We start from the raw sequence: 24,348 nt of genomic DNA on the forward strand, positions 1-24,348 counted from the left end.
CAATGGAGTGGATATTAGCATCTTGAAAACCGTATGTTAAAAGGGTACATTCTTTTATTCATATCGAGGGAGGACTTAGACTGAATGTTAACCGCTATTTTTTTACCACTGATTTTAGCACTGTTTATCCCATTCCTGAGTAAATGGAAAAACTCCATTCATACAGGGTGGTTTGTGCTACCTATTCCCTTTAGTATATTTGTTTACCTTATCACTCAGGTAGGTACACAATTTTCCCCTTTTGAGCGATCGTACGCTTGGATCCCGTCACTACAAATCAATTTTGACTTGTATTTAGACGGCCTTAGTTTACTATTTGGTTTGCTCATTAGTGGTATTGGTTCACTTGTTGTACTGTACTCTATCTACTATTTACATAAAAGTGAGCAACTAGGTCATTTTTACGTGTACTTACTCATGTTTATGGCAGCCATGTTCGGTGTCGTATTCTCTGATAACGTATTTGCACTTTATACGTTTTGGGAACTTACTTCCCTTTCTTCCTTTCTTCTAATCGGATACTGGAATCACAGGAAGGGCTCAAGGTACGGGGCGTTAAAATCAATGTTGATTACCGTATTTGGAGGCCTTAGTTTACTGGGTGGACTATTACTGTTAACCATTGTCACGGATACCACGAGTATTCAAGCTATGATGGATCAGAAAGAAACAATTGTGAATAGCCCTCAATTCGGGTGGATCTTAGGATTCGTTTTCTTGGGTGCTTTTACAAAATCCGCACAGTTCCCATTCCATATCTGGCTACCTGACGCAATGGAAGCTCCTACTCCTGTTAGTGCATACCTTCACTCAGCCACGATGGTTAAAGCCGGTATCTTTTTAATTGCTCGCTTTTTACCTATCTTCTCGATGAATGAATGGTTCTTTATTATCGTTAGCACAGTAGGAATTGTGACATTATGCTGGGGCTCCTATATGGCAGTTCGTCAAACAGACCTGAAAGGGATCTTGGCGTTCTCTACAATTAGTCAACTTGGTATGATTATGGCCATGCTTGGATTTGGAACAAAAGTAGCCGTCTTTGCTGCTGTCTTCCACATTTTAAACCACGCTACATTTAAAGGTAGCTTGTTCATGGTCGCCGGAATTATTGACCACGAAACAGGGACGCGTGATATCCGCAAATTGGGCGGACTCATGACCCTTATGCCAATCACAGCTACACTGGCTGTTTTTGGAACCTTTTCTATGGCAGGGGTACCTTTACCGTTCTTAAACGGATTTTATAGTAAAGAACTCTTCTTTGATGCCGCACTTCATTTAGAAGCAGAAGGGCTTGCGCATACATTGGCTACGCTCATTCCATACCTGGCTGTTTTTGGTAGCATCTTTACCTTTGTCTATTCCATGTACCTTTTCTTCGGCACTTTCCGGGGAGAATACAAAGAAAAAGACTTGCCTCAGAAGCCACACGAGGCACCAATCGGGATGCTCATCTCCCCTATTATCCTAGTGCTCTTGGTCATTACAATTGGATTAATTCCTGAGTTATTCAACAGCGCATTAATCGACCACGTAGCCGAGGCAGTAAAGGGAGAGCCGATGGAGAAACAGATCAAGTTCTGGCATGGCTTTGACTCACCTGCACTCCATATGTCCTTGATCGTAGTCGCATTAGGGGCGCTCTTGGTTAGCTTCCGACCTTATTGGGCTGGCGTCTATAAAGCAGTCCCAGGGATCTTAAGTCTGAATAAAGCTTACGATTGGTTGGTTGATCGAACGGAGAAATATTCAAGCACGATTACAAATGGATATATGAATGGGTCTTTAAGACGTTATGTACGTCTCTTACTAGCAGCCATCCTTCTTGGAACGGTTGGTACAATGCTTATGACTAATGGACTAGCATTAGAGGCAACCAATCTGGCAGATGTGACTTTCCCTGAAATGCTTGTCGTCATTATGATGGTGCTAGCAGCATTAGCCACCATATTTACCAATAATCGTATTGCAGCTATTCTGATTCTTGGGGTTGTCGGATATGGATTATCCATTCTATTTGTCCTATATCGAGCACCTGACTTAGCATTAACCCAGCTCATTATTGAAACGGTTACGGTCGCTTTATTCTTATTAGTCTTTATGCATTTGCCAGAACTAAGAAAACGTCATGAATCCGCCGGCTCTATCATTATTAATGCGGTCATTGCCATTTCCTTTGGTGCTATGATGACTATAGTGGGGATCTCCTCCTATAACAGCAAATGGTTCGAGCCAATTTCAGATTATTTCCTTGAAACGTCTGTAAAACTCGGAGGCGGTCATAACGTTGTTAACGTAATCCTTGTCGACATGCGTGGACTTGATACATTATTTGAAATTACCGTATTAGGCATTGCAGCACTTGCAATCTTCAATATGATTAAGCTTCGCCGTAAGAAAGGGGCGAAAGAATAAGATGGAAATTATTACGTCCCTGTTAGCGGGTATTCTGTTCGCAACAGGAATTTACAACTTACTGCAAAAGCAGTTGCTTCGCATTGTTATTGGTACAGCTCTTATCTCTCACGGAGCTCACCTTTTCATTCTAACAATGGGGAAGTTAAAGCGAGGAAAACCTCCTATTATTGTGGAAGGGGTCGAGAACTATGTCGATCCTTTACCACAGGCATTAATCTTAACGTCTATTGTTATTAGTTTTGGTGTGACAAGCTTTTTGCTCGTTCTGGCCTATCGAGCAGCCCAAACGAATGAAACTGATAATATGGACGAGTTAAGGGGTAACGAAAATGAGTAATTTAGCTGTTTTACCAATCCTACTACCACTATTAGCCGGTATTATCGTCGCCTTTTTCAATACGAAATTAACTACTGTTCGGTTATTCTCAAGAATCGTGGCACTCATAAACCTTGTAGTCGTTCTTTATATCGGATGGGATGTCTACCAGAATGGGTCCATCGTACTTGAATTGGGTGGATGGAAAGCACCTTATGGCATTGTATTTGTTGCAGACATGCTAGCAATCCTGCTTGTCATTACCACCAATATCATTGCAGTTGCGTGCGTATTCTTTGCATCGAAATCTCTGAGTGACAAGAAAGAATCGTTTTATTTTTACACGTTCTTCTTCTTACTCATAACCGGGGTCTCTGGAGCCTTTCTAACAGGTGACCTATTCAACCTATTTGTTTTCTTTGAAGTTCTTCTGATGGCTTCTTACGGTCTGATTGTTCTAGGCGGGGAGAAAGTTCAATTAAGAGAATCATTGAAATATGTACTATTAAACCTATTCTCTTCTATGCTTTTCGTAACCGTCATATCATTCTTATATTCTGTAGTGGGTACCGTGAATATGGCCCAAGTCGCAGAACGCGTTCAAGAAGCAGAACAAAAAGGGATTTTAACAACAATCGGAATTCTACTGTTCTTTGTATTTGCAACCAAGGCAGCTGTCTTCCCTCTTTATTACTGGCTGCCTAAATCATATATCGTGCCAAACCCTGTTGTATCAGCCCTATTTGGGGCGTTATTAACCAAGGTGGGAATTTATTCGATCCTTCGTACATTTACGATCATCTTCCATCACGAGGTTGATATTACTCACCAATTCTTTTTATGGTTAGCGGCATTGACGATGCTCTTTGGCGTAATTGGGGCACTGTCCACTCATAACATTAAGCTTATCGTAGCTTACAACATCATTCCTGCTGTCGGGTTTATGTTAATGGGTATTGCGTTATTTACTGAAACATCTATAGCCGGAACCGTTTACTATTTAATTCACGACATGATTGTAAAGGGAGCTCTGTTCCTTCTTGTCGGGGCAATTGCTACCCTGGCTGGAACAAGTGATTTAAGAAAGATGAATGGACTCATTCACCAGTACCCTGTTATTGGCTGGCTCTTCTTTATCGCCAGTATTACGCTGGCAGGAATTCCACCGTTTAGCGGATTTATTGGAAAGATTCTTTTAATGCAAGGCGGTTTAGAAAAGGATCAATATGTAGTCGTCATTATTGGACTGTTAACCAGTCTACTTATCCTTTTCTCTATGATTCGCATCTTCATTCAAGGCTTCTGGGGAGAGAAAGACGAAACATTTACACCTGATAAAAAAGTTGCTCGAGGCTTTACATGGCCTATTGCTTTTCTTGTCTTCTTCTCGATTTATTTAGGAGTCGGAGCTGAAACCGTTTATCCAATTATTGAGGAGATCGCACAATCCTTACTGGATCCTTCTCAGTACATTGAGTCCGTGTTAAAGGAGTAAACCCACATGCCTTTTCAAATTGTTTTAAATATTATTATTGCAATTATGTGGACGTTTCTTCAGGAATCGTACACATTTAGCAGCTTCTTCACTGGATACTTATTTGGGATTGTGTTGTTGTTTATGCTTCAGCGCTTTATTCCAGATGAATTCTACATGAAGCGATTTTTCAAAATTATATCGCTGATTTTGTTGTTTATTAAAGAACTCATCTTGTCAAATGTGACCATTTTGAAATGGGTATATAAACCAAATTTAAATATGGAACCTGGTATCTTTGCCGTACCCGTTGATCTTAAGAGCAACTGGGAAATTACGTTGTTAGCAAATCTCATCACATTAACGCCGGGTACACTCTCTATTGCTATTTCCAATGATCATTCTTATATTTACGTTCATGCTATGAACATTGAAGACGTAGAATCAGAGATTAATTCCATTAAAGAATCATTTGAGCGAGCGATTAAGGAGGTGACAAGATAAGATGCTAACTGTTGAAATGACAAAAGAGATGCTTGAGATTGTAACCGAATTCTGTATTGTGGTTACATCCATATCCATTATCCTTTTGTTATACAGAGCTGTTGTAGGCCCAACAAACCCAGACCGTGCAGTAGCACTAGATACAATCGGTATTAACCTTATGGCCCTGGCCGGATTAATTGCCATCTATCTTGTTACAACACAATTAAACGATGTTATTTTACTAATAGGAATTTTGTTGTTTATCGGTACTGTAGCCATCGCAAAATTCCTGGAAAAGGGTGTTATCATTGAGCGGGACATGGATTGAAATCGTTTGGGACCTCGTTATTATGGTATTTTTGCTAGCAGGTACCTTCTTCATCATTTCCTGCTCTATCGGAATCATTAGGTTCCCTGACGTATACACAAGGCTTCACGCTGCCACAAAAGGAGCTACTCTTGGAGTAGCCGGCATTATGATCGGAGCTTTCTTATTCCTTTACATTGAACATGGAATGATTAGCGGGAAATTGATATTAGGTATTATATTCGTCCTGTTAACAGCTCCTGTGTCTGGTCACATGATCTCAAGAGCTGCTTACCGTAGCGGCGTTCAGTTATGGGATCACAGCATTAAAGATGACTACAAAAAAGTCGTAGATTCAGACGACCAATAACGAAAAAACCGTTCAGCTAAGTTAGCTGAACGGTTTTTTATTGAATATGAACCTGAACTAGTTATTATAGTGGAAGAGCGTATGCAATTGTTAAGGGACAGACACTATTCTCCACGTGACTGCATAAGGTGACTATATAGGCCAATGCCTAAATGTTAACGTGGAGGTGTATGCGCTTGTCTAGTTTACTGTCTGCCCTTGCCCTCTTTATCAAAGACACCCTTTTCTTTGTATCCTATGTCAAAAATCATGCCTTCCCGCAACCCCTTCCACCAGACGAAGAAGCCAAATGTCTACAAAAAATGCATGAAGGAGATGAAGAGGCAAGAAACCGATTGATTGAGCATAACTTAAGACTCGTTGCTCACATTGTGAAGAAGTTTGAGAACACCGGAGAGGATAATGAAGACCTGATCTCTATTGGAACCATAGGATTAATTAAAGGAATTGAGAGTTTCTCTCCAGGAAAAGGGACGAAACTTGCCACCTATGCTGCTCGCTGTATTGAAAACGAAATATTAATGCATTTAAGAGCGTTAAAGAAAACCAAGAAGGATGTTTCGTTGCAAGATCCGATTGGGCAGGATAAAGAGGGAAATGAGATTAGCCTGATCGATATCTTAAAAGCAGAAAATGCAGATGTGGTAGAATTGATCCAATTAAATATGGAAGTGGAGAAAATCAGGGAATACTTACAGATCTTAGATAAGCGAGAAAAAGAAGTAATCATTGGACGGTATGGGTTAGGACTGAAAGAGGAAATGACCCAAAGAGAGATTGCGAAAACACTCGGGATTTCAAGAAGCTATGTATCGCGAATTGAAAAAAGAGCGCTCATGAAAATCTTTCACGAGTTTTACAGAAAAGAACATCAGAACCCTTCTCAAAATCATTAAGATCATAACACAAAAAAACCACTCTCTTCATAAGGTATAGCAAATACCTATAAGAGAGGTGAATAGCGATGGGGTATTGCGGATATGCAGGATACCCATACACCCCCTATCCAGTACCATACCCATATTATCGTCCTTTTGGAGGATACGGGCTTGGTTTAGTAGTCGTATTGCTCATCTTATTACTGGTGCTAGGTGGAGGATACTATTATAATCGATTTGCCTAGACATGAAGCTAGCCCATACAAAAAAACAGATTCAATGATCATTGAATCTGTTTTTATTGGGTTTCTTGATCTTGTAATTTCTGACTGCATTTCTTCCATCGCATTGTATACACAAAGGCAGCACTGATACTTATCGTGGTAAGTCCCATCATGAGTAATTCATAGTTCGATTCAGTTAAATACGTTGTAATAATTGTACCGAGATAAAAATAAACACTTAAAATTAAAAGCGTTACAATAAAACGGGAATAGTCTTCCATTCTTGCTTTCAAATCATCTTTATTCATGTAAAAACCTCCCCCTGTGTTGTTCATCATAACATGGATAAAGAGGGAGGTGATTAGTAAATTATTGGGATTACAGCTGACGAAGCATCCCTTGAATCAGAGTAGCAGCGTTTTTACCTGCTGTCTCTAAATATTGATCGAAAGAAACATTCGATTCTTTACCCGCGATGTCAGACAGAGATCGAATAATAACAAACGGAGTTCCGTAATGATGGCTCACCTGCGCTATGGCTGCTGCTTCCATCTCCGCAGCTTGTAATAGCGGGAACTTACCTCGCACAAACTCAACACGGCTGGCATCCTGCATAAACGAATCACCTGTTGCTATTAACCCTCTTACTGTATGGAGCTCTTCTAACTCTTCTGCAGCCTTTTCTGCAACCTGAACGAGTTCTTCGCTAGGAAGGTAGGCAGCTGGCATGTCAGGCACTTGTCCATATTCATAGTTAAAGGCTGTCACATCGACGTCATGATGACGTACCTCAGAAGAGATAACAAGATCTCCTACTTTTAGTTCTTTGGCGAAACCTCCAGCTGAACCTGTATTAATGATATGTGTTGGCTGATAACGCTCATGCAAGATCGTTGTAGCCATCCCTGCATTTACTTTACCGATATTGGATTTTGTAAGGACAACTTCTTTCCCTTCTAGTTCCCCACTATAAAACGTGCAACTCGCAACGGTCTCTTCCTGATGGATGGTCATGTTACTCTTTAATAATTCTACTTCTTCGTCCATAGCTCCAATAATACCAATTGTCATGCTGATTTCTCTCCTTTAATCTAAGACTCTTCTTCGCCTGAGTCATCTTGCTCGTTATACTGAGCTTTATATTCATTATCTTTTAAAACTTCCACCCTCATAGGCTTCCATCCTTTTCCTTCTACCCATGCGGTGTATACCCGGTACGTTTTCTTGCCTGTTTGATCTGAAATGGTTGCAACGGCCGTTTGGTTATTACCACCGTTGTTTACCCTCCATAATGTGGAGTCCTCAGAAACGCCAGCTCCAAGATAAATGGAGTCCATCATTTCTTCCCAGTCCTTAGTTGTATCATCAAACGTAGCCACATGCTTTCCTTCTTGTTCGGTACGAATCGCGCCCCATTTACCTTCGTACACTTCCAAGACGTTATCTTCCTTTGATACAGACGGTATATCTATGTACTCATCACTTGCTACAGTTTCCTCTTCAGATTCCATTTCCTCTTTCTCTTCTTCATCTTTTGCTTCATCTTCATCTTGAGTTTCTGTTTCTGTACCCTCATCATTAGACTCGCTTACATCTTTTTGCTTGTCCTCATCAGCTATTGATTCATCTGATTCAGAAGATGCAGACTCCTCTTCTGTATTCTCATCTTCTACATTTTCATTCGTGTCTTCTTCACTTTCAGAAGCCTCAGAATCTGTTTCTTCCATTTGACCTGAAGCCTGTTCTGCAGTGTCTGGATCTCCATCTTCTTTCGCTTCATTGCCTCCAAATGGCCATACAATAACACCGATTAAAACAACCACAAATACAACAGCTAACACGCTAAAGCCAGTCATCAGCTTCGTGTTTTTTCGCTTCTTTTCATAACGATTTGTTCGACTCATTCCTAGTTCCCCCTTTGATTCATTATACTATGACACGAAGGTAGAACCAATATATCCAACAAAAGGTTTTGTGTTTTTTTGTCGATTGTCTACTACTTTTGCTGAAATGGAGGAATAACTCACTTTATGTATAATATAGTGTATACAAGAAGAGAGAAAATAAAGGTGGTGGAGCAATTGAACGTGACAAGCTTTAACAAGAAGGCGTGGAATTTATCTAGGTTCAGCAAGGTCGGTTACTGCAAAGAAGAAAAGCGTTTGTGCATCTACTTCCTTAATGGGATTACGATGGAAGTAAACAACGTAGAAGAACAGGTGGTTTTTGAGTTTATTATAAGTTTGGAAAAAGAGACTTTTATCCGTGATTTACTAAAATCGGGTTATCGCACCTCTTTCCACCAAACTCCGTTACATGCATGAAGGGAACCTACTAAAAAGCAGGGTCCCTTCTTTTCAATTCTTTTATGTCTTCTTGTTGGTACAGATAAGAAACCATGTCCTTATAAACAGAGTATGTTGGCCCAGACTGTGCACTATTTAGTGTGACGACGACCATCGCATACTTGGGTGTATCATAAGGAAAATAGCCAGCGAACCAGTGGTGAGACTGATTTTCTTTCACTCCATCAGCATTTTCCACTTCCGCTGTACCCGATTTTCCGGCAATTTTTAACCCTTGTAATGTACTAGCAGTCCCTTCTGAAGTGGGAACCTTTTGTAGCAACTCTTGTAATTTCAACGAACTATAAGAAGAAAGACGGTTATCTGTATCAATATGCTCTGGGAATCTTATAAATTCAGAACCATTTCGATATAGAATCTCTGTTGCCCCGCGAACTTCTTTTTTTACGCCTTTAGCTGCAATCGTTGCCATCATGTTCGCCATGGAAAGAGGAGTAATCTGAACATCAAGCTGACCGATTGCCGTTTGTGAAACCGCGAGAGGAACTGTTTTTTGCGGATCAGGCCCCCAAATTTGATTCCGGTCCTCGCGCCCAAACTGTTTAAAACCTTTCAGGCGAAATACATCCCCTCTCCATCCAACTTGCTCTGTAAGCCCTAGCTTAGCCGCATAGTTTTCTAACACGTCCTCATCATGAGCCATCATTTCATTTGCTATTTTAGCAAATGTATAATTACAACTCTGAGCAAAACTTTCCTCAAACGTTAACACTCCTAAAGAACGCGTCGGTTCTTCTCCTTCATTTATACCCAAATCACAATTAAAAGTTTCTCGAGTATTAACATTCGGATTCTCTATAGCGGCTGCTGCGACCACGGTTTTGAAAACAGATCCCGGGGAGTAGCTTGTAAGCATTTTATTTTCATATTTATTTGGATCTTTTGGGTTCATATCTGGTCGACTTACTAAAGCCAACACATCTCGTGATTCCACATCTAACAAGACAAGACCGCCTTCCTTCATACCGGAAGCGTCAATCAACTCTTCAGCTTTCTTCTGGAGATCTAAATCAAGCGTCGTTTTTACACTAACAGGGTAATAGGGGTCCTGCAGCCCTAAATAATTCACCTTTAGGCCAAATAAAGGGTCTCCCTTCCCATCAACATGATAGAGGAGTTTCTCCTCATCTTTAGCAGCTAAAAATTCTTCAAACGTTTCTTCGAGGCCTGAAGCCCCTTTCCCTCTAACGACCCCTAAGAAATGAGAGGCGATATCTGGGTCACCTGGTGTGGCCCGACCTACAGAAACCATTCCAGGATAATTCCATTCTTGAAACGTCTTAAACTCTTCATCTGTTAACGAACGTTCCAAACGATCCGACAAATAAAAAGGTTCTTCACTCACACGAATCCATTGCTCGATCTTCCAAGAAGGCTCATCAATGATGGTCGCGACTTCTTCTAAAGGAACATCCATATCCTTTAAGAATGGGAAAAAGACAACATCGGAAGTAGCTGGATTTGTAACGGGTACACCATGTCGATCAAGCAAACTTCCCCGTCCATTATGTAATAATACAGACTGAGTGCGCTGTTCCACACTCGCCTCTAGTAAGTTAACGTTCTCCTTACCAAAACGCTCAGTTGAAATTAATTGAATTGTGGCTAATCTATATAACAGAAGACCAAACAAAAAAATTAAACAAACCGCAATGACCTTAGTTCGCTTTGCTTCCACACCACTCACCTCTGGCATCATTATCTCCATTGAGAAACAACACTAAACCTGAATGAGGAACGATACTCTTCTGTGTGAATGCCTTCGGTTACCCATAAAAAAAGCTCAAAGGAGGTTGTCCTCCCATGAGCTTGTCTTGATTCCTATTCAACGCTAACGATTTTAACGTTTATTTCGCCACCAGGTGTAGCAACAGTTACCTTTTCTCCAACTACATGTCCTAAAAGACTTTTGGCCATTGGAGAATCGTTTGAGATTTTTCCTTCGAACGGATCCGCTTCGGCACTTCCTACAATGGTATACGTTTCCTCGTCTCCATCAGGGAGTTCTTGGAAAGTAACGGACTTACCAAGTGCAACCTCATCACTGTCTGATGAATCGCTTTCGATGATTTCTGCATTACGGATCATATTTTCTACTTGAGAAATACGAGATTCAACGAATGCTTGTTCATCTTTCGCTGCGTCATACTCAGAGTTCTCAGAAAGGTCTCCGAACCCTCTGGCAATCTTAATACGTTCTACTACTTCCTGACGCTTTTCCGTTTTCAAATACTTTAGTTCGTCTTCTAACTTTTGTAAACCTTCTTCGGTCATATAATAACTTTTTTCTTCAGACATACCTCAATCACTCCTTCATACAATACGAAAAGAAATACCCCAATCCTTATATAAAAATGAGCGGCACAAGAACTGTGCGCTCAAACGAATCGTTACTATTTTATAGAAGAAATGGGTGTTCTAGAACTACTACCACATATCATGGCAGATTTTTAATACGTTTTCAACAATTTTATCTATTTATGCTCTAATTTCCCTTTTCTTGGATAATGGTCTTGATTTTAGAAGCCATTAAATCAATTGCAACATGGTTTTGGCCACCTTCTGGAATGATGATGTCCGCATATCGTTTCGTAGGTTCAACGAATTGAAGGTGCATCGGTCGCACAACATTGATGTACTGTTCTATAACCGAATCAATTGTTCTTCCTCTTTCTTTAATATCACGCAAAAGACGACGAACAATACGTACATCCGCATCTGTATCCACAAATACTTTAATATCCATCAGGTCACGAAGGCGAGGATCTTCAAGAACCATAATTCCTTCAAGAATAATGACGTCTTTTGAATCCACTGGGATCACTTCATCTGAACGGGTATGCATTTTGTAATCATAAACTGGCTTCTCAATGGATTCTTTCTCTATGAGCTTTTGAACATGCTCAATGAGTAAATCGTTATCGAAAGCGAGTGGATGATCGTAATTGGTCTTCAGACGTTCCTCGTAAGGTAAATGGCTTTGATCTTTATAATAATAATCTTGTTCCATCATCAAGATTGTTTTGTCAGTGAACTGCTGGATAATTGAACGGGTAACAGTCGTTTTCCCTGATCCAGTTCCTCCAGCAACACCTATGACTACGGGCTTATCACTCATGCTGCTTCTCCTTTCGATTGTTCGTACGCATTATGGTATGAGGCAATAGAACTGCCATTTATATCAACTAGTAAAGCAAAGCTTCTAGTTCGTTCTGGCGCTGGCTTGTTTTATCTTTTTACACTTATCGCTACTCCGTCCCCTACAGGCACAATAGTTGTTTGGTAGTCAGGGTGTTGAATGAGCCACTCATTATAAGTGCGTATTTTACGAGCAATTTTGGCAATATTTGAACCATCAGCCGGATCATCAGCGACGAACCCTTTAAACAAAACATTATCGGAAATCACCATGCCATTTGATTCAAGCTCTGGTGTAAATAATTCAAAAAACCTTTGGTACTGCCCCTTAGCTGCATCAATAAATAATACATCATAAGGCCCTTTTGCTTTCAATTCCTCTGCTAAATCAAAGGCATCTCCAAACAAAATACGCACTCGATTTTCTAGTCCGAGTTTGTTTATGTTGCGAATTGCTTCATTGTATCGTTCTTCATCACGTTCAATGGAAACAACTTCACATTCCGGATCGCTTTTTGCCATTTGAATAGCTGAATACCCAATGGCTGCACCAATTTCTAATATCCGCTTCGGTTGTTTAATTCGAATCATTTGCTGTAGAAATTCTATCCCTAAGGGTTCCATAATCGGTACATGATGCTCAGCTGCGTAAGACTCTATTGCCACAATGTCTTCCTCTTTCTGGTCAATAGTTTGCATCAAATAGTGCTCTAATTTCGGATCGATCATATCTTAATCCCCCACATAGAATTAATCATTCTTTACTGCTTTCATTACAACCCTCTTATTTTAGCATAAAAAAAGCAGGAAATGCGAGGGGTTTTCCCCTCACATCCCTACAAATCTTAATTAATATATTTATTTTTCTTGCGGTTGTGCTCATCTAGCGTCTCAGAATAGTAAATTGTACCATCTGATGCGGCTAAAAAGTATAGATTATTGGATTCTTTTGGATTCACAGTCGCTTCAACTGCATTCTCAGCGAAGTTAGAAATAGGTCCAATCGGTAAATCATTCACATGATACGTGTTGTATGGAGATTCTACTTCTAAATCTTCATATAACACACGGTCCTTATGTTCTCCTAAGGCATACAACACAGTTGGGTCTGTTTGAAGAGGCATCCCTTCTTCTAAACGGTTGTAAAACACTTCTGCTATCTTTTGTCGGTCTTCTTTAGTCTTTGCTTCATTTTCTACAAGAGAAGCCATTGTAACAGCTTCATGTACTGTAAGACCCTGTTCTTTCATAGCAGGAATATAAGGTGCAATCACTTCTTCGGTCTTTGATAACATCTTTTCAACGATTTGTTCAATCGTTGGTTCTTCCACATAAAAATCATACGTGGCAGCAAACAGATACCCCTCAAGAGGTGTTCTAATCTCAGGGTCTAAAATAACCTCTGATAATAAATTGGGATGGGTGTCAATCAACGATTCTACGTACGCATCCTCGTTTACTTTATCCATGAAGTCTTCTTTCTCAATGCTGGTCTTTCTAGAATAAATATCTGCAATTTGTGCTACCGTTTTTCCTTCAGGAATGGTCACCGTTAACAATGGATCTTTTACCACTTTACCTGTTTTTAAAGCTTTCACGAGTTCATCAAGGGACATGGCTTGAGTAAACGAGTACTCCCCAGCCTGGAAACCTGATTCATTCTTAAACTTTACATAAAAACGGAACACACGGCTATCCTTAATGACATTCTCTTCTTCAAGAATGGAGGCAATCTGAGACACGGACGAACCGATCGGAATATCAACTTTTTCTTTTGTCGTGTCATCCGGGTCTACCGGTTCAAGAGCAGAGCTGATGTATATGTATCCAGTTATACCCACAACAGCTATTACCGTTATAACAATAGCGAGTACAATGGCAACGATTTTACGAACAGTTTTCGCTTCCGCACTGCGCTTTTTTTGGTTATCTTTCATTGGATCATCATGATTCGACGAAGACATGACATTTCCTCCTTCCATCCGCTATATTATACTATAATTCCCCTTTGTCTTTCTATCATTTGCTGAAAATTTACATCTTTCGATTTTGGTTCAGCTGTAGGATGTTTATGAAAAATGCGTTTATTTAACCTGAAATGAGATGGGTAATCATTTAAGATACAAAAAAAGAGACCCTTAAAGGGTCTCTTTTTTTATTCTTGTTCGTCTACTAATGTGTTTAGGACTTCTTCGACCATTTCCCATTCTTCATCAGATTCGATCTGATAAAGAGCAAGGTCGTCGTCATCACTTTCTTTTTCTTCATAACGGAAAGCAAATACTTCAACTTCTTCGTCTGATTCCTGCTGCTCTGCTGGAACTACAGCAATGTAAGAGTGACCTGTTTGGTCTACATCAAAGCTGAATAAGACTTCAAATAAATGTTCTTCTCCGTTTTCATCCGGAATAATAATTCGTTCTTTTTCTTCTAAACCCATATTAACACCTCAATTTGAATTAGCATCTAAATAACTTTGTAAAATCATAACAGCAGCCATTTTATCAATAACTTTCTTCCGTTTACTACGACTAACATCCGCATCGATCAAAACGCGTTCAGCTGCCATTGTTGTTAGTCGCTCGTCCCATAACACGCTGGGCACGTTGAAGTATGCCTCTGATTTCTCGGCAAATACTTGAGAGGCTTCTCCTCTTGGACCAATCGTACCATTCATGTTTTTTGGAAGTCCAATAACTAGTTTACTCACTTCATGCTCTTTCATGTATGGTTCTAGTTGTTTGAACGCATCCTCATACTCACCCTCTGTCCAGCGCAGGGTGGTTAAACCTTGCGCTGTCCAGCCTAGTGCGTCACTTACGGCGAGTCCTATTGTTTTTTCACCTACATCTAATGCTATTGTTTTCATGTTAACCCTCTTGTTGTTGTTCTAGATAGAATTTCACTAGTTCTTCGATCAGTTCATCGCGTTCCATTTTGCGAATGAGGTTACGTGCATCCTTGTGACGAGGAATGTACGCCGGGTCCCCGGACAATAAATATCCCACGATCTGATTGATCGGGTTATACCCTTTTTCCTTAAGAGCCTCGTGAACCGAAAGCAAGACTTCTTTTACATTTTCATCAAACGGTTCTTCTGGAAAATTGAATTTCATTGTTTTATCCATGGAACTCATACAATCACCTCTCTATAGATGTACCCACATACCGCTTACTTGTAAGCTTCATTTTGAGAATACAACCCATATTTTCGATCTATTCCCTATTATCCTTGATTCGCAACGTTTTGAACATAGGTTTTTGCATAGTTAACGGCTTCTTCTACCTGATCAGGATTTTTACCACCGGCTTGTGCCATATCAGGACGACCTCCGCCGCCTCCGCCGCAGCGTGTAGCCACTTCTTTAATTAAATGACCAGCGTGGTAACCCTGATCCATTAAATCTTTCGTGACACCAGAAACTAACTGTACTTTACCATTGTTAACAGATGCAAGAAGAATAATGCCTGAAGATACCTTTTGTTTTAAATCATCCAACATATTACGAAGCGCGTTCATATCAGATACATCAACTTGCTTAGCTAGAAGAGAAACCCCTTCTACCTCTTCAAATTGATCTAAAATAGAAGATGCTTCAAGGTTAGATAATTTCGCTGATAGAGACTCTTTCTCTCTTTGAACTTCTTTCATTTCTTGATAAAGTCCTTCGATGCGCTCAGGAACCGTATGTGGTTTTGTCTTTAACAAGTCTGCAGCCTGGTTTAACAGTACTTCTTTCCCGTTCATATACTCATAAGCACCTTTACCTGTTACCGCTTCGATACGACGAGTTCCTGCACCGATGCCTGACTCAGCAATAATCTTGAAGAGACCAATTTCAGCTGTGTTGTAAACATGACAACCGCCGCAAAGCTCGATGGAGTAATCGCCAACCTTTACAACCCGAACTTCGTCCCCGTATTTTTCACCAAAGAGCGCCATAGCCCCCATGTCTTTTGCTTCTTGCAAGCTATGAGTGCCGATGGATACCGGAATAGAAGCCCATACTTTTTCGTTAACTGCTGTTTCAATTTGTTCTATTTCCTCTGTTGATACAGACCCAAAGTGTGAGAAGTCAAAGCGTAGACGGTCTCCTCTTACAAGGGAACCAGCCTGGTTCACATGCTCTCCTAACACATCTTTTAAAGCTTGGTGTAATAAGTGTGTAGCCGTATGGTTTTTCACCACGTGAGAACGAGTGCCGCGCTCAACCGTCGCTTTTACTTGTTCACCTTTTTGAATCGTACCTTCTTGTACAATAGCACGGTGAAGATTTTGTCCGTTTGGTGCTTTTTGAACATCTTGCACTTCAAGGGTAGCCGATTCCGTTTGAATATACCCTTTATCAGCAACCTGTCCTCCACTCTCAGCGTAGAAAGGAGTTTTCTCAAGAAATACATATACTTCTTCGCCAGCTTGTGCCTCAGAAGCAAAATCTTTATTCTTCACAAGCTCTGTAATCGTTGTATAGGTTTCAAGCTGGTCATAGCCAATAAATTCACTTGCTACCGTTACTTCTCCAAGAACACCTTCTTGTACAGACATGGAATCCACTTTTTGACGAGCATTACGTGCACGTTCTCTTTGACGTTCCATTTCTTGTCGGAAGCCTTCCTCGTCAAGGGTAAAACCTGCTTCATGCACATACTCTTCTGTCAGCTCTTTCGGGAAGCCATAAGTGTCATAAAGGCGGAAAACTTCTGTACCTGGGAAGACGTTTTTCCCTTTAGCTGTTTCTTCTTTGATGATTGTTGTAAGGATCGCTAAACCATCGTTTAAAGTTTCATGGAAACGCTCCTCCTCGTTCTTCATTACCGTCTCAATGAAGTCCTGCTTTTTCTTCACTTCTGGATAGAAATCTTGCATAACGTCTGCCACATGCCCTACGAGTTTATACATAAATGGCTCATGAATGCCTATTTGTTTCGCGTAACGGACAGCGCGACGAAGCAAACGACGTAGAACATACCCGCGGCCTTCATTAGAAGGAAGAGCACCGTCTCCAACTGCAAATGTTACTGTGCGGACGTGGTCTGCAATTACTTTAAAGGAAACATCTTTCTCTTCATCTTTGCCGTACGTCGTGTCTGCAAGCTTTTCGGTATGTTCGATGACCGACTTAAATAAATCCGTTTCAAAGTTTGTCGGTGTATCTTGAATAACAGATACAATTCGTTCTAGTCCCATACCTGTATCAATGTTTTTCTTCGGTAATGGAGTATACGTGTCATCTGGATTATGGTTAAACTGAGAGAACACCAAGTTCCAGATCTCAAGGTAACGTTCATTTTCGCCACCTGGATACAGTTCAGGATCCTTTGGATCGTTTCCGTATTTTTCACCACGATCATAGAAGATCTCTGTGTTAGGACCACTTGGACCTTCACCAATGTCCCAGAAGTTCTCTTCAAGACGAATGATGCGTTCTTCAGGTACCCCAACATCATCTTTCCACATGTTGAATGCTTCATCGTCTTCTGGGTGTACGGTTACAGATAATTTCTCAGGATCAAATCCGATCCAGTCTGGGCTCGTTAAGAATTCCCAAGCGTATTCAATCGCTTCTTTCTTAAAATAATCTCCAATGGAGAAGTTTCCTAACATTTCAAAGAACGTATGGTGACGGGCCGTTTTCCCTACGTTTTCAATATCATTCGTACGAATTGATTTCTGGGCGTTTACAATACGCGGGTTATCTGGAATCACTCGACCGTCAAAATATTTCTTTAAAGTTGCTACCCCACTATTGATCCAAAGTAGTGTTGGGTCTTCGTGTGGAACGAGAGATGCACTAGGCTCTACGCTATGTCCTTTTTCTTTAAAGAAATCAAGGAACATCTGACGTACCTGTGCTGACGTTAATGTTTTCATGGAAGGGGCCTCCTTGGTATTACGAATACAACGACGTATAGATCGAGTCATACAATTGGACATAAAAAAACTCCCGTCCTGCATCACCTGCAGGGACGAGAGTTGTCGCGGTACCACCCTGATTACGGATTCCTTAAGAATCCATCACTTTACGAAGAGATCATAACGATCTCCACTTTCACTGTAACGGAGCGAAACCCGGCAGTTTTTACCTGCACTCAGAATTAGCGTTCCATAGCCCTTCATCTAAAACTCCTCTCAGCCAAATGGGAGCTTCTCTCTAGCAGATGGACTGCTATGTACTCGATCCTTCAACGTATTGTGTATCCGTTTCTTAGTCTTGTTTATGCCAAAATTATAGAAAACAAATAGCGAAATGTCAACGTTCTTGCCGAAACAACTTCGTATGATGAATCAGGACACGAATAATGGTAAGAACAGGAACGGCTATAATCATCCCGATAATCCCGCCGATCTCCCCTCCAATAAGAAGTGCAAAAATGATTAAGACCGGATGGATGTGTAGACTCTTTCCGACGATAAAGGGCGAAAGCAAGTTACTTTCTATAAGTTGCACGACAAATACAGCCACCACCACAAACAAAACCATCTTCGTTGATACCGTAAAAGCTATAACAACCGCTGGCACTGCTCCTATGATCGGTCCAAAATACGGGATAATATTGGTCACTCCCATTATTCCACCAAGGACAAGGGGGAACCTCATTCCAATGAACCACAGAGCCAGCATAGAAATTAGGCCTACGAACAAACACACTAGCAGTTGGCCCCGGATATAACTCCCTAAGCTTTTATCAATCTCATGTAAAACTTCCTGCCCCTCCTTACGGTAACGCCTGGGCGTCAGCTTGTATAAAGTTGTCGACATAATCGGATAGTCTTTCAGCATATAAAAAACCAAAACAGGAATGACCGCCAGAATGATAAACACATCAAACAACCCTGTTAAACGGTTCCCTATAGATAGTATAAAATCCTCACCAAGCTGCTCCACATTCGTTAACATGACATCCATACGATCATGAACACTTTCTGGCAAAAAGGAAGTACGTTCATAGATCTCATAGATCCACTGTCTATATGTTTCAACAAATCCAGGCAAACTTTCACTTAAGCCCTTCATTTGCTTCAGAAATAGCGGATACGCTTTATATACCACATACCCTATGCCGCCAAAAAACAAAATATAGATCAACGTAATGGCAAGCCACCGTGGTACATTACGGTGATATAACCCTTCCACTACAGGATGGAGCAAATAAGCAATGAATAAGGACACAATAAACGGAATAAACAAACGAAACAGGACTTGAAGAAACGTTTCATAAAAGGGGAAGAGCTTAACAATCAAATAAACAATTAATAATACCAGTAAAACCAATACAGAGCGGTAAATCCATTGAAGTGTCGAGGACTTATTTTCCACAGTCGCACCTCCCTTTTCTTGTTTATATTAGGGTGATTGGTTTGAGAACGTTTTATACCTCCTCACACATATTTAATAAACTGGTTTTCTGATCGGTGTAAAGTCGGAAAGGTCCGTTGCTAAAAAGTGCTTGGGCTAGCTCAGACCACCTTACGCTAAAGCAAAGAGAAACAGCTCCCTTCCACATCAGACAAAAAAAGCAGGCCCCGCGGTTGCGGGACCTGCTTTTTTTTATTTAACGGAAAGCTTTGCTTACTCTCTTACGCATACGCTTCATTGACCGTTTTGAGAACATATCGGAGAAGTCTTTCTTGCGACCTCTTTTCGATCTGGAGTAAAATGCGGCAGCGCCTACTCCAAGTGCTACTAGAGAAGAGAACCTGTTCATTCGCTTCACCACCCGTAAATGGATTTACCATTGGGCTGTTTGCTCTTCGTCTCCAAACAAGTCATCCAGAGAGCTTAGGGAGCCATCTTCTTCAACTTGGTGTACGTGAACCTTGCCTTTAGTCGTCGATAGCTCGATGAAGCAGGTCCAGCAGTAATATTGGTTATTACCAATTTTCCCGATATCTTTTCGTTTACAATTTGGACAATGCATGACGGCAACTCCTTACTTGTGTAAGTATCTAGTTGCCATTATTGCCCGTAAAAAGATCAGTCATACACGTAGAGATGAATTTACTGGCACCCAATGGTATGTCCCACAACGTTTATTAACGTGGAACAGTTATAGTATGTGCCAATCACATGAAGTCATAAGGGGAAAGTTCTTCCTCATCGAGATCCTCTTCATCCTTCACTTCAGCTTCCATGTAAATCTTGATCTTATCAGGCAAATCCGTAAAGCGGCGATTGGTATCTACTGTGTCTACACCTCGCTTAAAGGCTTCTTGGTCTCCACAGATAATAAGGGATTGCTTACTACGTGTAACCGCCGTGTATAACAGGTTTCTTCGAAGCATTCGACTGTATCCTCTTACAACAGGTAAAATAACAATCGGAAATTCGCTTCCTTGAGACTTGTGAATGGATGTACAATAGGCATGCATCAGTTGGTTCAAATCTTTACGTAAGTACTCCACTTCCTTGCCTTCAAAGGACACAACAAGCTTCTCTTTTTGTTCCTTCGTCTCATCAGCTCTGTAAATCGCGACAATTTCACCTATGTCTCCATTGTAGACCCCTGACTCAGGCTGGTTGACAAGCTGAATAACTTTATCCCCAGAGCGATAAGTGAGGTCATCTTTCATCTTTATTTCCCTACGCTGTCTAGAAGGAGGGTTGGCGAGTGCTTGAATCTCCTGATTAAGCTGATGAATACCATTCTTAGCCCGATACATTGGGGCCAGTATTTGGATATCTTTTAAAGTATGGCCTCTTGCCATCGCCTTTTGATAAACTTGCTGAATAACAGGCAACACCTGGGGTTCAGGGCATGTAATGAATGAAAAGTCATGAGATTTGGCTAATGATTCTTCGTCACATTTGCCCTTTTTCATGTCGTGTGCCAATCGAATAATTTGCGAGCCTTCCTTTTGCCGATATACCTCTTTGAGCTGTGTAGCTGGTATGTAATCAGTCGTTAACAAGTCAGATAAAACTTGCCCTGGTCCGACAGATGGCAGCTGATCTTCATCCCCTACTAACAGCACTTGCATATCATCAGGTATGGCCCGAAACAGTTGATTCGCAAGCCAGATATCAACCATAGAGAATTCATCAATTATTAATATCTTTCCACTTAGTTGATTGTTTTGGTCTTTATCAAATGACTCACCACCTGTCCATCCAAGCAAGCGGTGAATGGTGACTGCTGGCAATCCTGTTGATTCATTCATGCGTTTGGCTGCTCTTCCCGTTGGAGCTGTCAGAAGGAATGGGAACGGTTCATCTTTTCCATAATCAGCAGGCTTGAGAGACTTTCGCTTCAATTTGGCGTAAGCGTTGACAATCCCTTTAATAACTGTCGTTTTTCCAGTACCAGGTCCACCTGTTAGAATCATCGTTTTGGAATGAAGGGCTTTCTCAATCGCATCAAACTGTTCCTTCCCATAACTTATGCTTTCTTCGTCTTCAATTTCCCCAACGACTTTCATTAATTCAGCCTGAGTAAACTCTTCCTCGAGCTCTGAAAGCATAACTCTGTGCATTTGTTTGGCGAAACCGGCTTCTGCAAAGAAAAGCGATGGCAAATAAACTTTTTCCTGCTCCACTAGTACTTTCTCATCTTCGACAAGTTGCGCTATTTCTCGGGAAATAATCTCTTTGGTAATAAGGCCAGATGAACCTTGTAATATGCTTAACACTTCTTCCTCTAAAGCTTCAAAAGTCATATAGACATGCCCATGACTACTCCCTTGATTTAAAGCGTACATACAGGCTGCTTGAATTCTTGTCGGGTGATCAAAAGCAATATTATTCTGTGAAGCCACTTCATCGGCGCGTTTAAAACCAAAACCCTGAATATCAAATACAAATTGATAAGGATCTTCCTGCAGAATTTCAAGCGCTTGGTCTTGGTACGTTTCATAAATTTTTTGAGCCATTTGCAATCCAAAGCCGTATTGAGACAAACCAATTACAATATGCTCAAATCCCTGATGTTGCTTTAAATCTGCCACTAACCTGTCCGCTTTATCTTGCTTCAGACCTGGGACTTGTTTTAGTACGGAAGGGTCTTGCAGGATACGGCTGATGGTTTGTTCCCCAAGTATGCCAACAATATTTTCAGCAGTACGTTTCCCGATTCCATAAAATAGGTCACTAGAAAGGTATCCAACGATCCCTTCTTTACTCGTTGGCACTTCTTTTTGGTAATGCTCAACGTGGTACTGTTCACCAAATTTCGGGTGATTGGTCACCTTTCCATAAAACGTATAGTGCTCTCCCTGGTCTAATGGTGAAAAATGGCCTTTTAACACAATTTCTTTTTCCTCAAAAGGCTCATTGGTCTCGATGACTTTAACCAGTGCAATGGAAAAGTGTTCTTCATCATTATGGTAAATCATTCTTAGTGGTTCCCCTTTGATGAAGCCTTTTTCGGGTTCGAAATTTTCTTCTAATTGCTTCTCCATTGCCATAAGGGTTCTACTCCTTTAATCTCCCTGATTTTGCTCTAGTAACTCTTCTACTTTGGCTTTCGCATTAGCCGCAAGCATGTGATCTGGCTGTATATCAATAGCCAATCCGAAATGTTTTAACGCTTGTTCCGGGTCTTCTTTATAAAGAAAGGATACACCTAAATTATAGTGCGCGTCACTGTGCTCGTGGTTTAACGTAAGCACCTTTGTAAACGTTTGAATCGCTTCATCAATCATTCCGACCTGAGCAAGGCAAAGGCCGTATTGAAAATGGACTTCAGCGTCTTCAGGGGAGAGCTCTGTGGCGCGTTGTAAATAGGCCAAAGCAAACTTAAATTGTTCCTGATACAATAAACTCAGTCCAAGCATATAATAGGCGTCGCTCTCTTCCAGACCTTTTTGAATGGCTTTTTGGAACGGCTCAACCGCTTCATCAAACCGCTCTTGTTCGTAATAGACATTTCCTAACCCATAATGAGCCGTTGCTACCTCATCGTTTAGTTCAATGGCTTTCTTAAAGAAACGTTCAGCACGATCACGATCGTTCATATGGAGTAATAAGTTTCCGAAGTTCACATATCCTAGCGGTTCTGTAGGATTCTCTTCAATTGCTTGTGTGAAAGATTGAGCTGCTTCCTCATATTTCTGATTTTGCATATATTCTATACCTTGAGTTAAATGATCCATCATTAATTCCTCCTACTGCTTAAAACAATTCAAACATTTAATAAATGCTTTTCTTAAAGGATATCCATTCAAATCCCTTTCCCTACACATTGTAACAGAGTCACTAAAAAAAAGAATGCCCCATAAAAGGGGAACGTTTCCCTTTGGGACATCCTTTAGCATTATCCTACATACGTAAGGTATTGACCATTTTTCTCAATATGGTCAATCGTTCCTCCGCCCAGGCAAACTTCACCATCATAAAACACAACGGCCTGTCCTGGAGTTACGGCACGTTCTGGTTCGTCGAACACAACTTTAACTCGTCCACCTTCAAGGGGAGTAACGGTTACGCCGCTATCCTTTTGACGGTAGCGAAATTTCGCTGTACACGTGAACGTTTCAGTAGGTACGACACCAGTGGACCAGTTTAGTTCAGACGCTTCAAGACCGTCTGAGTATAAATGATCGTTGTGGTAGCCTTCGCCGACGTAAAGAATATTCTCTTTAACGTCTTTACCAATGACAAACCACGGCCCCCCTGGACCTCCAATTCCTAAACCTTGACGTTGGCCAAGTGTGTAATACATTAGCCCATCATGCTTGCCTTTAACTTCTCCGTCCATCGTCTCCATGTTTCCAGGTTGAGCAGGGAGATATTGGCTAAGGAATTCTTTGAAGTTACGCTCTCCGATAAAACAAATGCCTGTTGAATCCTTTTTCGTCGCTGTTGCTAAATCGTGTTCTTTCGCAATTTCTCGAACACGGGATTTATCAATGTGACCTAACGGGAACATTACTTTAGATAAGACGTCTTGAGAGAGTTGATTTAAGAAATACGTTTGGTCCTTATTGTCATCAATACCACGAAGCATTTCGTAGCGTTCACCATTGTGGCGAACTTGCGCATAGTGACCAGTAGCTAAATAATCTGCTCCAAGAGACATCGCGTGGTCCATAAACGCTTTAAACTTAATCTCTTTGTTACACATTACGTCAGGGTTAGGCGTACGGCCTTTTTTATATTCATCCAGGAAGTAAGTAAATACTTTATCCCAGTATTGTTTCTCAAAATTTACTGCATAGTAAGGAATATCTAACTGGTTACATACACGAATCACGTCATCGTAATCTTCTGTAGCTGTACAGACACCATTCTCATCTGTATCATCCCAGTTCTTCATAAAGATCCCTACTACATCATATCCTTGTTCTTTCAGTAGAAGTGCAGCAACAGATGAGTCAACGCCACCTGACATGCCGACGACTACTCTTGTGTCTTTCGGTTCTTTCATAGTTG

General features: G+C 40.9%; 27 protein-coding genes. 9 read left to right on the top strand and 18 right to left on the bottom strand.

The features are described 5' to 3' along the window. Nucleotides 1-84: 84 nt before the first annotated feature. From LQ226_RS07840 to LQ226_RS07875, 8 genes are all read left to right on the top strand, one after another. Nucleotides 85-2,418 carry a Na+/H+ antiporter subunit A gene (locus LQ226_RS07840; RefSeq protein WP_231417274.1) on the top strand — a complete coding sequence of 778 codons (2,334 nt, stop codon included), beginning with the start codon at nucleotides 85-87 and terminating at the stop codon, nucleotides 2,416-2,418. Between the two features lies 1 nt (nucleotide 2,419). Continuing rightward, the gene (locus tag LQ226_RS07845; RefSeq protein ID WP_231417275.1) at nucleotides 2,420-2,758 is read left to right on the top strand and encodes a Na(+)/H(+) antiporter subunit C; all 339 of its coding nucleotides are present in this window, start codon (nucleotides 2,420-2,422) and stop codon (nucleotides 2,756-2,758) included. Beyond that, nucleotides 2,751-4,232 (top strand): Na+/H+ antiporter subunit D, encoded by a 1,482-nt coding sequence (locus LQ226_RS07850; RefSeq protein ID WP_231417276.1) that lies wholly within the window; start codon nucleotides 2,751-2,753, stop codon nucleotides 4,230-4,232. Before LQ226_RS07845 ends, LQ226_RS07850 begins: the two co-directional genes overlap by 8 nt. 6 nt (nucleotides 4,233-4,238) lie before the next feature. Beyond that, nucleotides 4,239-4,715: a Na+/H+ antiporter subunit E gene (locus LQ226_RS07855; protein WP_231417277.1), complete on the top strand. Its 477-nt coding sequence runs from the start codon at nucleotides 4,239-4,241 to the stop codon at nucleotides 4,713-4,715. Nucleotides 4,716-4,731: 16 nt separating this feature from the next. Beyond that, a complete protein-coding gene (locus LQ226_RS07860) occupies nucleotides 4,732-5,025 on the top strand; it encodes a Na(+)/H(+) antiporter subunit F1 (RefSeq protein ID WP_370635479.1) in 294 nt (97 codons plus the stop codon). After that, nucleotides 5,006-5,374 carry a monovalent cation/H(+) antiporter subunit G gene (mnhG, locus tag LQ226_RS07865; protein WP_231417279.1) on the top strand — a complete coding sequence of 123 codons (369 nt, stop codon included), beginning with the start codon at nucleotides 5,006-5,008 and terminating at the stop codon, nucleotides 5,372-5,374. The genes LQ226_RS07860 and mnhG overlap by 20 nt, the downstream gene beginning before the upstream one ends. 176 nt (nucleotides 5,375-5,550) lie before the next feature. Continuing rightward, a complete protein-coding gene (gene sigK / locus LQ226_RS07870) occupies nucleotides 5,551-6,270 on the top strand; it encodes an RNA polymerase sporulation sigma factor SigK (RefSeq protein WP_231417280.1) in 720 nt (239 codons plus the stop codon). Nucleotides 6,271-6,338: 68 nt separating this feature from the next. After that, complete coding sequence (locus tag LQ226_RS07875) at nucleotides 6,339-6,497, top strand: hypothetical protein (protein ID WP_231417281.1); 159 nt, start codon at nucleotides 6,339-6,341, stop codon at nucleotides 6,495-6,497. A gap of 53 nt (nucleotides 6,498-6,550) precedes the next feature. On the opposite strand, the gene LQ226_RS07880 is transcribed toward LQ226_RS07875, so the two are convergent. The 3 genes from LQ226_RS07880 to LQ226_RS07890 form a co-directional block, all read right to left on the bottom strand. Beyond that, nucleotides 6,551-6,784, bottom strand: coding sequence for a YrhC family protein (locus LQ226_RS07880; RefSeq protein WP_231417282.1), 234 nt, complete (start codon nucleotides 6,782-6,784; stop codon nucleotides 6,551-6,553). A 70-nt stretch (nucleotides 6,785-6,854) separates the two neighbouring features. Then, entirely contained in the window at nucleotides 6,855-7,547 is a 693-nt protein-coding gene (mtnN, locus tag LQ226_RS07885) for a 5'-methylthioadenosine/S-adenosylhomocysteine nucleosidase (protein WP_231417283.1), read from the bottom strand. Between the two features lie 20 nt (nucleotides 7,548-7,567). Then, the gene (locus tag LQ226_RS07890) at nucleotides 7,568-8,380 is read right to left on the bottom strand and encodes a YrrS family protein (protein ID WP_231417284.1); all 813 of its coding nucleotides are present in this window, start codon (nucleotides 8,378-8,380) and stop codon (nucleotides 7,568-7,570) included. 126 nt (nucleotides 8,381-8,506) lie between these two features. Here LQ226_RS07890 and LQ226_RS07895 point away from each other — a divergent pair, with 126 nt between their 5' ends. Next, complete coding sequence (locus LQ226_RS07895; protein WP_231417285.1) at nucleotides 8,507-8,800, top strand: hypothetical protein; 294 nt, start codon at nucleotides 8,507-8,509, stop codon at nucleotides 8,798-8,800. Between the two features lie 10 nt (nucleotides 8,801-8,810). Here LQ226_RS07895 and LQ226_RS21130 read toward each other — a convergent pair whose 3' ends face one another. The 15 genes from LQ226_RS21130 to mnmA all read right to left on the bottom strand — a co-directional run bounded on the left by LQ226_RS21130 (nucleotide 8,811) and on the right by mnmA (nucleotide 24,343). Beyond that, nucleotides 8,811-10,520: a peptidoglycan D,D-transpeptidase FtsI family protein gene (locus tag LQ226_RS21130; protein WP_231417286.1), complete on the bottom strand. Its 1,710-nt coding sequence runs from the start codon at nucleotides 10,518-10,520 to the stop codon at nucleotides 8,811-8,813. A 143-nt stretch (nucleotides 10,521-10,663) separates the two neighbouring features. Next, nucleotides 10,664-11,140, bottom strand: coding sequence for a transcription elongation factor GreA (gene greA / locus LQ226_RS07905; protein ID WP_231417287.1), 477 nt, complete (start codon nucleotides 11,138-11,140; stop codon nucleotides 10,664-10,666). A gap of 187 nt (nucleotides 11,141-11,327) precedes the next feature. Continuing rightward, a complete protein-coding gene (gene udk, locus LQ226_RS07910; RefSeq protein WP_231417288.1) occupies nucleotides 11,328-11,960 on the bottom strand; it encodes a uridine kinase in 633 nt (210 codons plus the stop codon). A gap of 110 nt (nucleotides 11,961-12,070) precedes the next feature. Continuing rightward, on the bottom strand, nucleotides 12,071-12,709 hold the full coding sequence (locus tag LQ226_RS07915; RefSeq protein ID WP_231417289.1) for an O-methyltransferase: 639 nt from the start codon (nucleotides 12,707-12,709) through the stop codon (nucleotides 12,071-12,073). 116 nt (nucleotides 12,710-12,825) lie between these two features. Then, the gene (gene mltG / locus LQ226_RS07920) at nucleotides 12,826-13,944 is read right to left on the bottom strand and encodes an endolytic transglycosylase MltG (protein WP_231417290.1); all 1,119 of its coding nucleotides are present in this window, start codon (nucleotides 13,942-13,944) and stop codon (nucleotides 12,826-12,828) included. A gap of 191 nt (nucleotides 13,945-14,135) precedes the next feature. Then, nucleotides 14,136-14,420 carry a DUF1292 domain-containing protein gene (locus tag LQ226_RS07925; protein WP_231417291.1) on the bottom strand — a complete coding sequence of 95 codons (285 nt, stop codon included), beginning with the start codon at nucleotides 14,418-14,420 and terminating at the stop codon, nucleotides 14,136-14,138. A gap of 9 nt (nucleotides 14,421-14,429) precedes the next feature. Continuing rightward, nucleotides 14,430-14,849 (bottom strand): Holliday junction resolvase RuvX, encoded by a 420-nt coding sequence (gene ruvX / locus LQ226_RS07930; protein WP_231417292.1) that lies wholly within the window; start codon nucleotides 14,847-14,849, stop codon nucleotides 14,430-14,432. Nucleotide 14,850: 1 nt separating this feature from the next. Then, nucleotides 14,851-15,117 carry an IreB family regulatory phosphoprotein gene (locus tag LQ226_RS07935; protein WP_231417293.1) on the bottom strand — a complete coding sequence of 89 codons (267 nt, stop codon included), beginning with the start codon at nucleotides 15,115-15,117 and terminating at the stop codon, nucleotides 14,851-14,853. A gap of 89 nt (nucleotides 15,118-15,206) precedes the next feature. Continuing rightward, complete coding sequence (alaS, locus tag LQ226_RS07940; protein ID WP_231417294.1) at nucleotides 15,207-17,852, bottom strand: alanine--tRNA ligase; 2,646 nt, start codon at nucleotides 17,850-17,852, stop codon at nucleotides 15,207-15,209. 379 nt (nucleotides 17,853-18,231) lie between these two features. Then, nucleotides 18,232-19,299 (bottom strand): AI-2E family transporter, encoded by a 1,068-nt coding sequence (locus tag LQ226_RS07945; RefSeq protein ID WP_231417295.1) that lies wholly within the window; start codon nucleotides 19,297-19,299, stop codon nucleotides 18,232-18,234. A 235-nt stretch (nucleotides 19,300-19,534) separates the two neighbouring features. Then, nucleotides 19,535-19,687 (bottom strand): YrzQ family protein, encoded by a 153-nt coding sequence (locus LQ226_RS07950; protein ID WP_084599619.1) that lies wholly within the window; start codon nucleotides 19,685-19,687, stop codon nucleotides 19,535-19,537. 24 nt (nucleotides 19,688-19,711) lie between these two features. Beyond that, complete coding sequence (locus LQ226_RS07955; RefSeq protein WP_036785611.1) at nucleotides 19,712-19,900, bottom strand: hypothetical protein; 189 nt, start codon at nucleotides 19,898-19,900, stop codon at nucleotides 19,712-19,714. 145 nt (nucleotides 19,901-20,045) lie between these two features. Then, nucleotides 20,046-22,382, bottom strand: coding sequence for an SF1B family DNA helicase RecD2 (gene recD2 / locus LQ226_RS07960; protein ID WP_354665909.1), 2,337 nt, complete (start codon nucleotides 22,380-22,382; stop codon nucleotides 20,046-20,048). Nucleotides 22,383-22,397: 15 nt separating this feature from the next. Continuing rightward, nucleotides 22,398-23,072: a tetratricopeptide repeat protein gene (locus tag LQ226_RS07965; protein ID WP_354665910.1), complete on the bottom strand. Its 675-nt coding sequence runs from the start codon at nucleotides 23,070-23,072 to the stop codon at nucleotides 22,398-22,400. A gap of 158 nt (nucleotides 23,073-23,230) precedes the next feature. Further along, nucleotides 23,231-24,343, bottom strand: a complete 1,113-nt coding sequence (mnmA, locus tag LQ226_RS07970; protein WP_231417296.1) for a tRNA 2-thiouridine(34) synthase MnmA — start codon at nucleotides 24,341-24,343, stop codon at nucleotides 23,231-23,233. Between the last annotated feature and the right edge of the window lie 5 nt (nucleotides 24,344-24,348).

Origin of the sequence: Pontibacillus sp. HN14 (assembly GCF_021129245.1) — a bacterium.
Lineage (GTDB): Bacteria > Bacillota > Bacilli > Bacillales > BH030062 > Pontibacillus.

Coding starts and splice junctions, on each gene's coding strand:
- LQ226_RS07840 (WP_231417274.1), top strand. CDS start 85: ATGTTAACCGCTATTTTTTTACCACTGATTTTAGCACTGTTTATCCCA.
- LQ226_RS07845 (WP_231417275.1), top strand. CDS start 2,420: ATGGAAATTATTACGTCCCTGTTAGCGGGTATTCTGTTCGCAACAGGA.
- LQ226_RS07850 (WP_231417276.1), top strand. CDS start 2,751: ATGAGTAATTTAGCTGTTTTACCAATCCTACTACCACTATTAGCCGGT.
- LQ226_RS07855 (WP_231417277.1), top strand. CDS start 4,239: ATGCCTTTTCAAATTGTTTTAAATATTATTATTGCAATTATGTGGACG.
- LQ226_RS07860 (WP_370635479.1), top strand. CDS start 4,732: ATGACAAAAGAGATGCTTGAGATTGTAACCGAATTCTGTATTGTGGTT.
- LQ226_RS07875 (WP_231417281.1), top strand. CDS start 6,339: ATGGGGTATTGCGGATATGCAGGATACCCATACACCCCCTATCCAGTA.
- LQ226_RS07880 (WP_231417282.1), bottom strand. CDS start 6,784: ATGAATAAAGATGATTTGAAAGCAAGAATGGAAGACTATTCCCGTTTT.
- mtnN (WP_231417283.1), bottom strand. CDS start 7,547: ATGACAATTGGTATTATTGGAGCTATGGACGAAGAAGTAGAATTATTA.
- LQ226_RS07890 (WP_231417284.1), bottom strand. CDS start 8,380: ATGAGTCGAACAAATCGTTATGAAAAGAAGCGAAAAAACACGAAGCTG.
- LQ226_RS07895 (WP_231417285.1), top strand. CDS start 8,507: ATGTATAATATAGTGTATACAAGAAGAGAGAAAATAAAGGTGGTGGAG.
- greA (WP_231417287.1), bottom strand. CDS start 11,140: ATGTCTGAAGAAAAAAGTTATTATATGACCGAAGAAGGTTTACAAAAG.
- udk (WP_231417288.1), bottom strand. CDS start 11,960: ATGAGTGATAAGCCCGTAGTCATAGGTGTTGCTGGAGGAACTGGATCA.
- LQ226_RS07915 (WP_231417289.1), bottom strand. CDS start 12,709: ATGATCGATCCGAAATTAGAGCACTATTTGATGCAAACTATTGACCAG.
- mltG (WP_231417290.1), bottom strand. CDS start 13,944: ATGTCTTCGTCGAATCATGATGATCCAATGAAAGATAACCAAAAAAAG.
- LQ226_RS07925 (WP_231417291.1), bottom strand. CDS start 14,420: ATGGGTTTAGAAGAAAAAGAACGAATTATTATTCCGGATGAAAACGGA.
- ruvX (WP_231417292.1), bottom strand. CDS start 14,849: ATGAAAACAATAGCATTAGATGTAGGTGAAAAAACAATAGGACTCGCC.
- LQ226_RS07935 (WP_231417293.1), bottom strand. CDS start 15,117: ATGAGTTCCATGGATAAAACAATGAAATTCAATTTTCCAGAAGAACCG.
- alaS (WP_231417294.1), bottom strand. CDS start 17,852: ATGAAAACATTAACGTCAGCACAGGTACGTCAGATGTTCCTTGATTTC.
- LQ226_RS07950 (WP_084599619.1), bottom strand. CDS start 19,687: ATGAACAGGTTCTCTTCTCTAGTAGCACTTGGAGTAGGCGCTGCCGCA.
- LQ226_RS07955 (WP_036785611.1), bottom strand. CDS start 19,900: ATGCATTGTCCAAATTGTAAACGAAAAGATATCGGGAAAATTGGTAAT.
- recD2 (WP_354665909.1), bottom strand. CDS start 22,382: ATGGCAATGGAGAAGCAATTAGAAGAAAATTTCGAACCCGAAAAAGGC.
- LQ226_RS07965 (WP_354665910.1), bottom strand. CDS start 23,072: ATGATGGATCATTTAACTCAAGGTATAGAATATATGCAAAATCAGAAA.
- mnmA (WP_231417296.1), bottom strand. CDS start 24,343: ATGAAAGAACCGAAAGACACAAGAGTAGTCGTCGGCATGTCAGGTGGC.